At 61.5% G+C, this 12,478-nt stretch carries 12 protein-coding genes; 8 read left to right on the top strand and 4 right to left on the bottom strand.

The genetic code is table 11. The features are described 5' to 3' along the window. Positions 1–58 precede the first annotated feature (58 nt). Together HX818_RS14085 and HX818_RS14080 are read left to right on the top strand one after the other, a co-directional pair. Positions 59–979 (top strand): LysR substrate-binding domain-containing protein, encoded by a 921-nt coding sequence (locus HX818_RS14085; protein ID WP_003208769.1) that lies wholly within the window; start codon positions 59–61, stop codon positions 977–979. Between the two features lie 178 nt (positions 980–1,157). Next, positions 1,158–3,134 (top strand): methyl-accepting chemotaxis protein, encoded by a 1,977-nt coding sequence (locus HX818_RS14080; protein WP_177020290.1) that lies wholly within the window; start codon positions 1,158–1,160, stop codon positions 3,132–3,134. A 117-nt stretch (positions 3,135–3,251) separates the two neighbouring features. On the opposite strand, the gene HX818_RS14075 is transcribed toward HX818_RS14080, so the two are convergent. After that, positions 3,252–4,175 (bottom strand): ABC transporter six-transmembrane domain-containing protein, encoded by a 924-nt coding sequence (locus HX818_RS14075; RefSeq protein WP_008439408.1) that lies wholly within the window; start codon positions 4,173–4,175, stop codon positions 3,252–3,254. 114 nt (positions 4,176–4,289) lie between these two features. On the opposite strand from HX818_RS14075, the gene HX818_RS14070 reads away from it, so the two are divergent. Then, on the top strand, positions 4,290–4,874 hold the full coding sequence (locus tag HX818_RS14070; RefSeq protein WP_177020289.1) for a TetR/AcrR family transcriptional regulator: 585 nt from the start codon (positions 4,290–4,292) through the stop codon (positions 4,872–4,874). Here HX818_RS14070 and HX818_RS14065 read toward each other — a convergent pair. Continuing rightward, positions 4,861–6,357 carry a YifB family Mg chelatase-like AAA ATPase gene (locus HX818_RS14065; protein ID WP_177020288.1) on the bottom strand — a complete coding sequence of 499 codons (1,497 nt, stop codon included), beginning with the start codon at positions 6,355–6,357 and terminating at the stop codon, positions 4,861–4,863. The genes HX818_RS14070 and HX818_RS14065 overlap by 14 nt on opposite strands. A gap of 97 nt (positions 6,358–6,454) precedes the next feature. Beyond that, entirely contained in the window at positions 6,455–7,363 is a 909-nt protein-coding gene (locus HX818_RS14060; protein WP_177020287.1) for a LysR family transcriptional regulator, read from the bottom strand. Positions 7,364–7,626: 263 nt separating this feature from the next. Here HX818_RS14060 and cfa point away from each other — a divergent pair, with 263 nt between their 5' ends. Further along, entirely contained in the window at positions 7,627–8,709 is a 1,083-nt protein-coding gene (gene cfa / locus HX818_RS14055) for a cyclopropane fatty acyl phospholipid synthase (RefSeq protein ID WP_003208781.1), read from the top strand. Positions 8,710–8,761: 52 nt separating this feature from the next. Here the strand turns inward: cfa and HX818_RS14050 are convergent, their stop codons facing one another. Continuing rightward, entirely contained in the window at positions 8,762–8,971 is a 210-nt protein-coding gene (locus HX818_RS14050; protein WP_371103568.1) for an accessory factor UbiK family protein, read from the bottom strand. 473 nt (positions 8,972–9,444) lie between these two features. On the opposite strand from HX818_RS14050, the gene glnK reads away from it, so the two are divergent. The 4 genes from glnK to sutA all read left to right on the top strand — a co-directional run bounded on the left by glnK (position 9,445) and on the right by sutA (position 12,223). Then, on the top strand, positions 9,445–9,783 hold the full coding sequence (gene glnK / locus HX818_RS14045) for a P-II family nitrogen regulator (RefSeq protein ID WP_002555808.1): 339 nt from the start codon (positions 9,445–9,447) through the stop codon (positions 9,781–9,783). 34 nt (positions 9,784–9,817) lie between these two features. Continuing rightward, a complete protein-coding gene (locus HX818_RS14040; protein WP_177020286.1) occupies positions 9,818–11,158 on the top strand; it encodes an ammonium transporter in 1,341 nt (446 codons plus the stop codon). Between the two features lie 209 nt (positions 11,159–11,367). Further along, the gene (locus tag HX818_RS14035; protein WP_003208787.1) at positions 11,368–11,793 is read left to right on the top strand and encodes a secondary thiamine-phosphate synthase enzyme YjbQ; all 426 of its coding nucleotides are present in this window, start codon (positions 11,368–11,370) and stop codon (positions 11,791–11,793) included. Between the two features lie 103 nt (positions 11,794–11,896). Then, positions 11,897–12,223, top strand: coding sequence for a transcriptional regulator SutA (gene sutA, locus HX818_RS14030; RefSeq protein WP_003208791.1), 327 nt, complete (start codon positions 11,897–11,899; stop codon positions 12,221–12,223). The last annotated feature ends 255 nt before the right edge of the window (positions 12,224–12,478 follow it).

The following is a 12,478-nucleotide window of genomic DNA, read 5'->3' as shown; positions in this document are numbered from 1 at the left end:
AACTCATGCCTGAATGATTCTGGTAGGGTTTCGATATTGCGCCGTCGGAGTTTTCGCCATGTCTCGTCGTCTTCCTCCTCTTTACGCCTTGCGCGCGTTTGAAGCTGCGTCCCGCTACAACTCGTTCACCCGCGCGGCGGAAGAGTTGTCGATCACCCAAAGTGCGGTGAGCCGGCACATTCGTACCCTGGAAGAGCATTTCGCCTGCCGCCTGTTCCAGCGCAGCGGCCGCACCTTGCAACTCACCGAGGCAGCGCGCCTGTTGCTGCCGGGCGTGCGTGAAGGCTTTGCGGCCCTGGAGCGCGCCTGCCATACCTTGAATGCCGAGGACGACATCCTGCGCATGAAGGCGCCGTCCACCCTGACCATGCGCTGGCTGCTGGCGCGGCTCAGTCGCTTCCGGCACCTGCAGCCGGGCAATGAAGTGCAACTGACCAGCGCCTGGATGAGCGTCGATGAGGTGGATTTCAACCAGGAACCATTCGATTGCGCGGTGTTGCTGAGCAACGGGCATTTCCCGCCGGACTGGGAAGCCAGCTACCTGTTTCCGGAGTTGCTGATTCCGGTGGGCGCGCCGAACCTGTTGAGCGACGGACCCTGGGACGTTGCGCGCCTGGCCTCTGCCGAACTGCTGCACCCGACGCCGGACCGGCGTGACTGGCGCAACTGGCTGGAGCGCATGGGGCTGTCATCCCAGGTTTCGCTCAAGGGCGGGCAGGTGTTCGACACCTTGGAGTTGGGCATGATCGCCGCCGCCCGAGGGTACGGCGTGTCCATGGGCGACTTGCTGATGGTGGCCGAAGACGTGGCCCAGGGCCGCCTGAGTCTGCCATGGCCCACCGCTGTGGCCAGTGGGGAAAATTACTATCTGGTGTGGCCGAAGACCCGGCCGGGTGGCGAGCGTTTGCGACGGCTGGGTGACTTTCTCCAGGGCGAAGTGCAGGCCATGGAATTGCCCCAGGTCGAGCGCCTCGACTGAGTGGATTGCGCACCGGCCAGCAATCGTTTGCGCGATACCCCTGTGATTCGCTCAAGTATTGAGCCTGCCCGCCGAAGTAGGGTTGTTGGAACTACCGTTCTGCAACGTTTCCCCTATTAGAATTTTGCCGAGCAGCGCTATGAGATCAGGATGATCCTGGCCTCGGCCAGGAGCCTTCATGTCTCAACCTCGCGCCCGGATTGCCTCTCAACTGGGGCTTGCCCTCGCCGTGATACTGGCTGTCGTCATCAGCGGCAGCACGGTATTCGCGTTGCGTTCGCTGGATTCCGCCAACCTCGACACCCGCGAGGAGCACCTGGCCAGCGAGGCCCGCTTGCTGGCCGACCAACTCAATACCTTCCACAGCACCTTGCGCGAAAGTACCCAGCGTTTGAGCGGGCTGTTTGAAAAGCGCTTCAGCGCCGGCTTGAGTACGCGCCCTGAGCAACCGGTGACGGTGGCGGGCGTGCAGACGCCGGGCCTGTACCTGGGCGAGGAAGTGCTCAACAACAACTTCGCTGAAGTCGATGAGTTCAAGCAGATGTCCGGCGGCGTGGCGACCTTGTTCGTACGCAGCGGCGAGGACTTTATCCGCGTCAGCACCTCCCTGACCAAGCAGGATGGCAGCCGCGCCATCGGTACGGCGCTGGATCACCAGCATCCGGCCTATCAACGCTTGCTGGGCGGGCAGGGCTACGTTGGCCGTGCGGTATTGTTCGATCGCTCCTACATGACCCAGTACAGCCCGGTGCGGGACGCCAGCGGCAAAGTGATTGCGGTGCTGTTTGTCGGCTTCGACTACACCGATGCGCAGAACGCCCAGTTCGACAACCTCAAGCGTTTCCGCATCGGCCAGACCGGTTCCCTGGCGCTGCTGGACGAACAGAAGCACTGGCTGGTACCGCCCGCTGGCGTGCAGGCGCTGGATCAGTCGATTCCGGTGATGCTCGACCTGGCCGCCAAACCTGGAAAAGGCCGTTTCTGGAGCGACAAGAACGAAGATTTCTACAGCGTTGCCGTGCCGTTTGAAGGCGGCCCGTGGTCGGTGGTGGCGAGCATGCCGAAAGCCGAAATTCGCGCGGTGACCTGGTCGGTGGGGATTCGCCTGGCGATCGGCAGCTTGCTCGCGATGCTGCTGGCGGTGGGCGCGGCGGTCTGGTTGCTGCGCAGCAAGTTGCAGCCGTTGGGCGACCTGGTGCGTCAGGCCGAAGCCCTGGGCGCCGGTGATTTGAGCGCACGGCTGAACGTTTCCAGCCATGATGAAATCGGCCAACTAGCCCGCAGTTTCAACCAGATGGGCGAAGCGCTGTCGACCATGGTGTCGCATATCCGCAAGGCGGCTGAAGACGTGAACAGCCGCGCCCAGGCACTGTCGGGGTTGTCCGGCGGTGCGTATGAAGGCATGGAGCAACAGTCCGGCGAGATCACCAGCATGGCCGGCGCGGTGGAGGAGTTCAGCGCCACCTCGCTGAACATCGCCGACAACATGGGCAACACCGAACGCCTGGCCCAGGACAATGCCCAGCAAACCAAGATCGGCCGCACCTCGATGCAGGAAGCTTCGTCGTCCCTGGAACACATCGCCACCGCGCTGAACAGCACGGCCAAGGTGATCAACACTTTGGGCCAGCGCTCCCAGGAAATCGGCGGGATCGTCGGGGTGATCACCGCGATTGCCGAACAGACCAACCTGCTGGCGCTCAACGCAGCCATCGAAGCGGCGCGGGCCGGTGAGCAGGGGCGTGGGTTTGCGGTGGTGGCCGATGAAGTGCGCAACCTCGCATCGCGCACTCGTCAGGCCACGGATGAGATTTCCGGGATGATCCAGAGTATCCAGCAGGAAACCGGCAACGCCATCAGCACCATGGAACAAGGCAACGTGCTGATGCAGGAAGGCCTGGCTCGCAACGCTGACGTCGCCTCTGCGCTGGCGCGGATCGACGAGCAAAGCCGCTCGGCGGGCCAGCAGTTTGCGGCCATTACCACGGCGACCCAGGAGCAGAGCAGCACGGCGACCCTGCTGAGCAGCAACTTGCAGAGCATCGCCCTGGCCAACAGCGAGCAGCGTGAAGTGGTGTCCAACCTGGCGATCACCGCCAAGGAACTGGAGACCCTGGCGGCGGGCTTGCGGCATGAGGTTGACCGGTTTCGTTGATTGACTGTTCGGGCCTCATCGCGGGCAAGCCCGCTCCCACAGTTGACCGTGTTGTTCTGGAGTACGCGGTCCACTGTGGGAGCCGGGCTTGCCCGCGATGACGGCCGACCCGACGCGTCAAACGTCGGATCGGTCGCCCAGCCCCGGGTCCACACGCTTGCCAATGTCCTTGAGTCGCGCCAGTTGATCAACCATCCCTGGCGCTTCATCCAGGCTGCTGACAAAGGTCCACAGGTAAGTCATCACCGCATACACATGGCCGGCCTTGACCGCCGGCGACAGCGCCAACTGGCTGATGGCGACCACAAACAACAGCGCCGCCAGCGTGCCGATAAACAGGAACGCTGCGGCCTCGCGGTCCGACAGCCAGATGCGCAGGCGTGACAGCACCTGGTAGTGGCGCTGCAAGGTCTGTGCGCCGACCTTTTCCACCAGGCCGATTTCCTTTTCCAGGCGGTCATTCAAGCGCTCATGCAGTTCCTGATTGCGCCGGGCAAAGCGTGGCAGCAGGGTTGTGCACAGCACCAGCGCCGTCAGGCACGCCAGGCCTATCCACGGCTCGATCACCAACAGCATCACTGCCGCACCGACGATGGAAACCAGCGCCGTCGCGATGATCGGCACGTGTTTTTCGAAGAAGTCGACAAAGTCCCGCGCCAGCACCACCCGCGCCGCCGCCCGGGAAGTGCTGTGGTTTTGCAGGCGCTGGTTAAGAATCACCGGCACCGCAAGGTCCGCGTAGATACGGGTGAAGGTGCGCGTATCCAGCGCCCGTCGCGCCGCCCCGACCACCCAGAACGCCAGCACCACGGCGGCGTAGAACAGCGCGCTGCCGGCATCGCCGCGGATGATCGAGTCCACCGCGAACCCCGCAAACAGTGGGTAGGCCAGCAGCAATGCGTTCTCCAGGGCCACCAGCGACAAGGTGCAGAACAACTTGCCGGGATAGGCCTTGGCGATCGCCTTGAGGGTTTGGCTGGCGGATTGTTGCCCGATCTTTTTGCTTTCTTCGATCAGGATCTGGGGTGTTACGGATGACATGGGGTGCACCGAGAGTGAGATAAACGCTATTATTGAGCGACTGCTCAAGTATCCTTGAGCGACCGCTCAAAAAGCAAGCGCCGTCGATCTGCCGGTGCCTGAAGGAAAAGCCTCATGTCGCGTATCGACCGCAAAGACCAGATCATCGCCGCCGCCCTGGAGCTGTTTCGCAGCAAAGGGTTTGCCGATGTTTCCACCCGCGACCTGGCGGAGCATGCCGGGCTGTCCCGCAGCCACGTCTATCACTACTTCAGCGACTGGAAAGAACTGCGCCGCGAAGCGTTCGTGCGGTTCGCCAACGAGCAACTGGACGAGGTGAGGGCGCCGCTGGTGGATCTGCCGCCATTGGAAGCCCTCGAAGGTTTCCTGCGTGACTGCCTGCCCTCCACGGCAGACGCCGGTTGGGCGCTATGGCTGGATGCCTGGGACGAAGCCATGCATGACGAGCCATTGGCCCAGGCCTACCTGGTGATCAACGCCCAATGGCAAGCCATGCTCGCCGAGATCATCGAGCACGGTGTAGCGGCCAAGGTGTTTCGCTGTGAGTCGCCCAAGCGCGCCGCGCGGCAACTGTTCGCCGTCGCCATGGGGTATGCCGATGACTTGATGCTCAAACCCTCCGTTGAATCCGCTGAAGCGGTGATGGATGAGGTGATGGAAGTGGCGGGGCTGCTCCTGGCGTTGCCTAGGACGCGCTAGCAGGGCGGTACTGCAAGGCCTCCGCCAGATGATGGCGGGCGATGGCTTCCACCTGTTCCAGGTCGGCCAGGGTGCGGGCGACCTTGAGCAGGCGATGGGCCGCCCGCAACGACAGCGTCAGCCGTTCGCAGGCGCTTTCCAGCCAGCCTTCATCAGCCTTTTCCAGTTTGCAGTGCTGGCGTAGCCCCGGCAGGTCGAGAAACGCATTGGCGCAGCCCTGGCGCCGTTGTTGGCGGTCCCGGGCATTGGCGACGAGGACGGAGGCGCTGGCGGTGTCATCACCGGACTGTATGCCCGGGTTCAGCGCGGTGCTTTCCCGGGCGACGGTCACGTGCAGGTCGATCCGGTCCAGCAGCGGCCCCGAGAGTTTGTTGCGATAGCGCTGAATCTGCTCCGGCGTGCAGCGACAGCGCCCACTGGGCTCGCCCACATAGCCGCAAGGGCAGGGGTTCATTGCCGCCACCAACTGAAAGCGCGCCGGGAAACGCACCCGGTCGCGAGCGCGGGAAATCACGATATGCCCGGACTCCAGCGGCTCACGCAGCACCTCCAGGACTTTGCGATCAAACTCCGGTAACTCGTCGAGAAACAACACACCGTGATGGGCCAGGGTGATTTCCCCCGGCTGCGGTTTCGAGCCACCGCCCACCAGCGCCGGGCCGGATGCCGAATGATGCGGCTGGCGAAATGGCCGGTGTGGCCAATGGCTCAGCGGCGCCAGGCTGACCACCGATTGAATCGCCGCCACCTCCAGCGCTTCCTGTTCACTCAAGGGCGGCAACAACCCCGGCAGACGGCTGGCGAGCAAGGTCTTGCCGGTGCCCGGTGGCCCGCTGAGCAACAGGTTGTGGGCGCCCGCCGCAGCGATCAACAGCGCACGCTTGGCCGCCAGTTGGCCCTGCACTTCACTCAGGTCGGGGTAGGGTTTGTTCAAGTACATCAGGCCACTGGAAACGAAGGGCTCGATCGGCACGTGACCGTTCAGGTGCGCCACCACTTGCAGCAGGTGATCCACGGCAATCACCTTCAACCCCGAAGCCAGGCAGGCTTCCTCGGCATTGGCCCGCGGCACGATCAAGGTGCGCCCGACCTTGCGCGCCGCCAGGGCTGCGGGCAACACACCTTTCACCGGCCGCACCTCGCCGGACAGCGCCAACTCGCCCAGGCATTCCACGTTATCGAGGGTCAGCGCCGGTACCTGCACGCTGGCGGCGAGAATCCCCAGGGCAATCGCCAAATCAAAACGCCCGCCGTCCTTGGGCAGGTCGGCGGGTGCGAGATTGAGGGTGATGCGACGGGACGGGTATTGCAGCGCAGAGTTGAGGATCGCACTGCGCACGCGGTCTTTGCTTTCCTTGACGGCGGTTTCCGGCAGGCCCACCAGCGTCAGCGACGGCAAGCCGTTGGCCATGTGCACCTCGACAGTGACGGCGGGCGCTTCGACGCCTATCTGGGCGCGGCTGTGGACGATGGCGAGGGACATGCTGGTTCCTTGAAATGAGTGGCCGCTTCCTGCGGTTTTTCAAGGGTAGTTGAGTGATGGCGACGCGCGGCGGCGAGGTTTTACAGAACGTATCGCGCTAGCGGTCCGACGGCGGCACACACAGAAACTCTTTCGCCAGCGTCAACCACGCCTGCGCCGCAAACGACAATTTGCACTGCCGACGCCACGCCAGCATCAGTCGCCAGTTCAGCGCCGGCGACTGTATTTCCGCGATGCTGAACTGGCTCGCATCAAGGGTTTCGCAGAATGCCCGGGGTAGCAGGGTGATGCCCACGCCCAGTCGTACCAGGGAGGCGATAAAGTCCCATTGGCTGCTGCGGCCACTGATCCGCGGCTCAAAACCGGCTTGCGCACAGGCATCAAGTACGAATTGGTTCAGGGTGAAGGTGTCATCGTAAAAGATGAATTCGCAGGCTTGCAGTTCGCTCAACTCCACCGAGCTGCGGCCTTGCCAGGGCGAGTCATGGGGCGCGAGCAGGCACAGTGGCGATTCGAACAGGGGCATGGATTCGAATTCGGACCAGATATCCGCCACGCGCGGCGAGTCCAGGATGGTGCCGAACTCCAGCGTGCCCTGGCGCAGATCCTGGATGGTGATATTGCCGCCGCTTTCGAACAGTTTCAGTTCGATCTTCGGGTAACGGGCGTGATACTCCGCAAAAATCGGCGCCAGTGCGAGGTGGGTGGAGGGCGAAAGCCCCATGCGCAGGGCGCCGCGCCCGACTTGCTGCAAGTCTTGCAGCTCTACCGTCATTTCATCGTGCAGCGCGATCATTTCCTTGGCGCGCTTGAGCACAATTTCCCCGGCGTCCGTCAGGGTGAAGCGTTTTCCCATGCGGTCGAGCAGCTTCAGGCCCAGGCTCGACTCCAATTGCTGCACCATCTTGCTGACTGTTGGCTGGGTCAGGTGCAGCTTCACAGCGGCTTTGGTAAAGCTCTGCTGGTCGACGACTTCTACGAAATAACGGAGCGCCCGGATGTCCATCTTGCATTCCAATTTTGCATGGTTTTCATAATATTAATTCATTATATCTTTAAAAAATGGCTGGATAAGATTTGTTACATCTGTTCCCAGCCAGCGCTTCCATGACGCCTTAAGGGCCTTGCCAGACGCTTCCATGGCCAGATTTCTCGCAGTGTATGAATCAAAGGCAACGCTATTTCTGGAGAGCAACTGTGCTTAACAAAACGCGTCATTCTTTTTCCGGTTCTGATGAGATGTCTCAGGGAGCGCGCTTCGTTAAGGAGTTGCTGGCGCAGGCGCAGATCGAGGTCAACGGGCCATCGGCTGCCGATATGCAACTGCACCACAGTGCCACATTTGATCTCGCCCTGGCCAAGGGCAATCTTGGCCTTGGCGAAGACTACATGGATGGCGGCTGGGACGCCGAGGCGCTGGATGAGTTTTTTTTCCGCCTCATGCGCTCCGGCGTGATCGACCAGGCCAACCCGGCCACCTTGTTGTTTCACGCGTTCAGCTCCCGCTGGCTGAACCTGCAAAACAAGAAACGCGCCTGGCAAGTCGGCGAAGCACATTACGACCTCGGCAATGACTTCTACGCACGCATGCTCGACTCGCGCATGACCTACACCTGTGGCTACTGGAAAGATGCCACCACCCTGGAGCAGGCGCAGTTCGCCAAGCTGGACCTGATCTGTAAAAAACTGGGGCTCAAGCCGGGCATGCGCGTGCTGGATATCGGCTGTGGCTGGGGCAGTTTCATGAGCCATGCGGCCGAGCACTATGGGGTCGAGTGTGTCGGCGTGACCATCTCCAAGGAGCAGGCGGAGTGGGGGCGGGCCAAGTATTCACATCTGCCGATCGAGTTTCGTCTGCAGGACTATCGGGATATCGACGAGCAGTTCGACCATATCGCCAGTGTCGGCATGTTCGAGCATGTGGGGCGCAAGAACCATCGGGCGTATATGGAGGTCGCCAACCGCTGCCTGAAAGACGATGGGTTGTTCCTGCTACACACTATCGGCAAGAACCAACGCAACAGCACGCCGGATCCGTGGATCGACAAATACATCTTTCCCAACGGTGATTTGCCCTCGATCGGGCAGATCGGCGACGCCATGGACGGGTTATTTGTTGCCGAGGATTTGCACAACTTTGGCGCCGACTACGACAAGACGCTGATGGCCTGGTGCGAAAACTTCGAACTGGCGTGGCCGGATTTCGCAGACACCTTTGGCCAGCGTTTCTACCGGATGTGGCGCTATTACCTGCTGTCGTGTGCAGGGGCGTTTCGCGCGCGGGATATCCAGCTGTGGCAGTGGGTATTGTCGAAGAAGGGGGTTGTCGGCGGGTATCAGCGGGTGAGCTGAGGGTTGCAACGGTTTAACGGGGACAGGCGAAACCTGCCCCGGTTGGGCCGGCTTATTCGGCGGCAGGCGTCAATCGCGCTTCCAGCTCCGCCACCTTGGCCTCAAGGCTTTCCAACCGCGCCCGAGTGCGCGCCAGCACCACCATCTGGCTATCAAACTCTTCCCGGCTTACCAGGTCCAGCTTGCTGAAACCGCTTTGCAGCAGCGCCTTGAACTGGCTTTCAATTTCATTGCGTGGCAGCGGGGTGTCGCTGCTGAACAGGCGGGAGGCGTGGCCGCTCAGGGCGTCGAGGAGGTCTTTGGGCGCGAGCATGGGAAATAGTCCGGAAAATCTGTTGGCCGGCAGTGTATCACGCAGCGTCTATAGTCTTTTCCAGCCCCTGCGGCGCACGCTTTTCGCGCATGAGGACGGGCGGTCGCGCACCGTTTTCGTGCGTATCTTCGCTGTCGTGGCGCCCGGTAGGTGGGCACAGGCGAACAAAGGACTGATTTCAGTGATTTTTACGGAGCTGGCAAGCTTTCTGCTTAGACGATCATGACCCATGCACTGATGCAGTCGCTGTGACGATGCAGTGCGCCGACGGACCAGCGGTACATGTTTCGTCACCAGTGGTTAGCGAGCGTCGCAATGGCAAATGCCAGGGCGACGAAGCGTTACAAAGCCAGGCACTGCGCTTAGACTTGAGACGGGTTTGTTTTCCTGGGGCAAGTCCACCAATTCGGGAGAGAGTTTTCATGAAGCTAGTCACTGCCATCATCAAGCCGTTCAAGTTGGACGATGTACGCGAGTCACTGTCCGAGATCGGCGTGCAGGGCATTACCGTTACTGAGGTCAAAGGCTTCGGTCGGCAGAAGGGTCACACCGAGCTGTATCGCGGCGCGGAATACGTGGTCGATTTCCTGCCAAAGGTGAAGATTGATGTCGCCATTGACGACAAGGATCTTGACCGGGTTATCGAGGCGATAACCAAGGCTGCCAACACCGGCAAGATCGGTGACGGCAAGATCTTCGTGGTCAATCTGGAACAGGCTATTCGCATCCGTACCGGCGAAACCGATACCGACGCAATCTAAGCCGCCAAACCCCAACGCCCCAGGAGAAAACAATATGACTCTGCGTAAATTCGCAGGGCTAGGAGCCCTGTTGTCCCTCGTAATGCCGGCCCTGGCCATGGCGGCGGACCCAGTACCTGCTCCAGTCCTCAATTCCGGCGACACCGCGTGGATGCTCACGTCCACCGCGCTGGTGCTGTTCATGACCATTCCAGGCCTCGCGCTGTTCTACGGCGGCATGGTTCGCTCCAAAAACATTCTTTCCGTGATGATGCAGTGCTTTGCCATCACCGGCCTGATCACCATCCTGTGGTTCGTGTACGGCTACAGCATGGCGTTCGACACCACCGGTATGGAAGCAGGCGTCGTCAACCTCAACTCGTTTGTGGGTGGCTTGTCCAAACTGTTCCTCTCGGGTGTGACCCCGGCCAGCATCACCGGCCCGGCGGCGTTGTTCCCTGAGGCCGTGTTCGTGACCTTCCAGATGACCTTCGCGATCATCACCCCGGCGCTGATCGTTGGTGCATTCGCCGAGCGGATGAAGTTCTCCGCGATGCTGATCTTCATGGGCGTCTGGTTCACCCTGGTCTACGCACCGATTGCCCACATGGTATGGGGCGGTCCGGGTTCGTTGCTGGGCGACTGGGGCGTGCTGGACTTCGCAGGCGGCACCGTGGTGCACATCAACGCCGGTGTGGCCGGCCTGGTAGCGTGCCTGGTACTCGGCAAGCGTAAAGGCTTCCCAACCACCCCAATGGCCCCGCACAACCTCGGTTACACCCTGGTGGGCGCGGCCATGCTGTGGGTCGGCTGGTTCGGCTTCAACGCCGGCTCCGCTGCTGCGGCCAACGGCACTGCCGGCATGGCGATGCTGGTGACCCAGATCGCTACCGCTGCTGCGGCCCTGGGCTGGATGTTCGCCGAGTGGGTCACCCACGGCAAGCCGAGCGCACTGGGCATCGCCTCGGGTGTGGTTGCGGGCCTGGTGGCAATCACCCCAGCCGCTGGCACCGTGGGCCCGATGGGTGCCCTGGTGATCGGCCTGGCTGCTGGTGTAGTGTGCTTCTTCTGCGCCACTACCCTGAAACGCAAACTGGGCTACGACGACTCCCTGGACGCCTTCGGCGTGCACGGTATCGGCGGTATCCTCGGCGCGATCCTGACCGGCGTGTTCGCGGCACCGGCGATGGGCGGCTTCAACGCCACCACCACTGATATCGCGGCTCAAGTCTGGATCCAGTGCAAAGGCGTCGGCTTCACCGTCATCTACACCGCTATCGTGACGTACATCATCCTCAAGGTGCTGGACGTGGTGATGGGCCTGCGGGTGACCGAAGAAGAAGAGGCGGTTGGCCTCGATCTGGCGCAACACAACGAGCGCGGCTACAACTTGTAAGTACGCGAAAAAAAGATGCCCGGCTTGCCGGGCATTTTTTTGCCTTGGGTTTGTCTGTGGCTAAAGGTGTATGGGTTTTTTTGCGACTTTGTGATGGGATCCGCACTGCACTTTTCAGTGTGCGAATGTCTTACAGGCATGTAGGCGTATTCGGCACTTTGTTTTTTCCCTGAGCGCGCTAGAATGCGCGCCGATAGGCGGAGAACTGTATGTGGCAACAGACCCTGATAACCCTGCGGGCCAAGCCCCGGGGCTTTCATCTGGTGACGGACGAGTTGCTCGCCGGCCTGCCTGAATTGAAGGCCTGTCGGGTGGGACTGTTGCATTTGTGGCTGCAGCACACCTCGGCCTCGTTGACGGTCAACGAGAATGCCGACCCGGCGGTTCGCCGTGACTTCGAGCGTTTTTTCAATGCGCTGGTGCCGCAAGGCACGGCGGGATATGAACACAACGACGAGGGTCCGGATGATCTGCCGGCGCACTTCAAGGCCAGTCTGCTGGGCTGTCAGCTGAGTTTGCCGGTAAGGGCCGGCCGCTTGGCGATGGGGACCTGGCAAGGTGTTTATCTGGGCGAGCACCGTGATCATGGCGGTGCTCGTAAAGTCCTCGCCACCTTGCACGGTGATGGGGCATAAGCCACTGGTTAACCGGTGGATGTTGATTTTTTTCCGGCGGCCGTCGACAGGCGGCGAAGCTGGGCTATAACTAATCTGCTTTTCGCAAGTCATGAGGTAGAACATGAGCGACGATGATCTGGAAAACGACGACCTCGAAGTAGGCGACGACGACGAAACCGAGGAAGGTCTTGAGGCGGCTGCCGAAGACGTGGCTGACGACGACGGTGGCGACGATGCACCGGTCCCGGCAGCCAAGGGCAAGGCCAAGGCTGCAGTGTCGGTTGACGAGTTGCCGAGCGTAGAAGCCAAGAACAAAGAGCGCGATGCGCTGGCCCGGGCGATGGAAGAATTCCTCGCCAAAGGCGGCAAAGTGCAGGAAGTCGAGGCTAACGTGGTGGCAGATCCACCGAAGAAGCCGGATAACAAGTACGGCAGCCGGCCTATCTAAGGCCTGCTGTTTGCTTGCTGAAAAAGCCCGCCGTCGCTGCGGGCTTTTTCATGGGCGAAACAAAATGGTCAGGGCTAACACCCATCCAAGGATGAAGAGCGTGTGTGGCGAGGGAGCTTGCTCCCGTTGGGGCGCGAAGCGGCCCCTGGTTGGGTCGACGCGGTCTTTCAGAAAGGCCGTCGTGGCTGGTTCAGGGGCCGCTTCGCAGCCCAGCGGGAGCAAGCTCCCTCGCCACAAAAGCCCTTCATCATCAGG

The organism is Pseudomonas sp. F9001, from assembly GCF_013385435.1.
GTDB lineage: Bacteria > Pseudomonadota > Gammaproteobacteria > Pseudomonadales > Pseudomonadaceae > Aquipseudomonas.
The sequence above is the reverse complement of the archived record's forward strand: the minus strand, read 5'-3'. Positions and strand labels throughout refer to the sequence as shown.

Bases quoted from the DNA above. Each gene is read 5' to 3' on its own strand.
- HX818_RS14065 (WP_177020288.1), bottom strand. From the start codon at position 6,357: ATGTCCCTCGCCATCGTCCACAGCCGCGCCCAGATAGGCGTCGAAGCG.
- sutA (WP_003208791.1), top strand. From the start codon at position 11,897: ATGAGCGACGATGATCTGGAAAACGACGACCTCGAAGTAGGCGACGAC.
- HX818_RS14040 (WP_177020286.1), top strand. From the start codon at position 9,818: ATGACTCTGCGTAAATTCGCAGGGCTAGGAGCCCTGTTGTCCCTCGTA.
- HX818_RS14075 (WP_008439408.1), bottom strand. From the start codon at position 4,175: ATGTCATCCGTAACACCCCAGATCCTGATCGAAGAAAGCAAAAAGATC.
- HX818_RS14035 (WP_003208787.1), top strand. From the start codon at position 11,368: ATGTGGCAACAGACCCTGATAACCCTGCGGGCCAAGCCCCGGGGCTTT.
- glnK (WP_002555808.1), top strand. From the start codon at position 9,445: ATGAAGCTAGTCACTGCCATCATCAAGCCGTTCAAGTTGGACGATGTA.
- HX818_RS14060 (WP_177020287.1), bottom strand. From the start codon at position 7,363: ATGGACATCCGGGCGCTCCGTTATTTCGTAGAAGTCGTCGACCAGCAG.
- HX818_RS14070 (WP_177020289.1), top strand. From the start codon at position 4,290: ATGTCGCGTATCGACCGCAAAGACCAGATCATCGCCGCCGCCCTGGAG.
- HX818_RS14085 (WP_003208769.1), top strand. From the start codon at position 59: ATGTCTCGTCGTCTTCCTCCTCTTTACGCCTTGCGCGCGTTTGAAGCT.
- HX818_RS14080 (WP_177020290.1), top strand. From the start codon at position 1,158: ATGTCTCAACCTCGCGCCCGGATTGCCTCTCAACTGGGGCTTGCCCTC.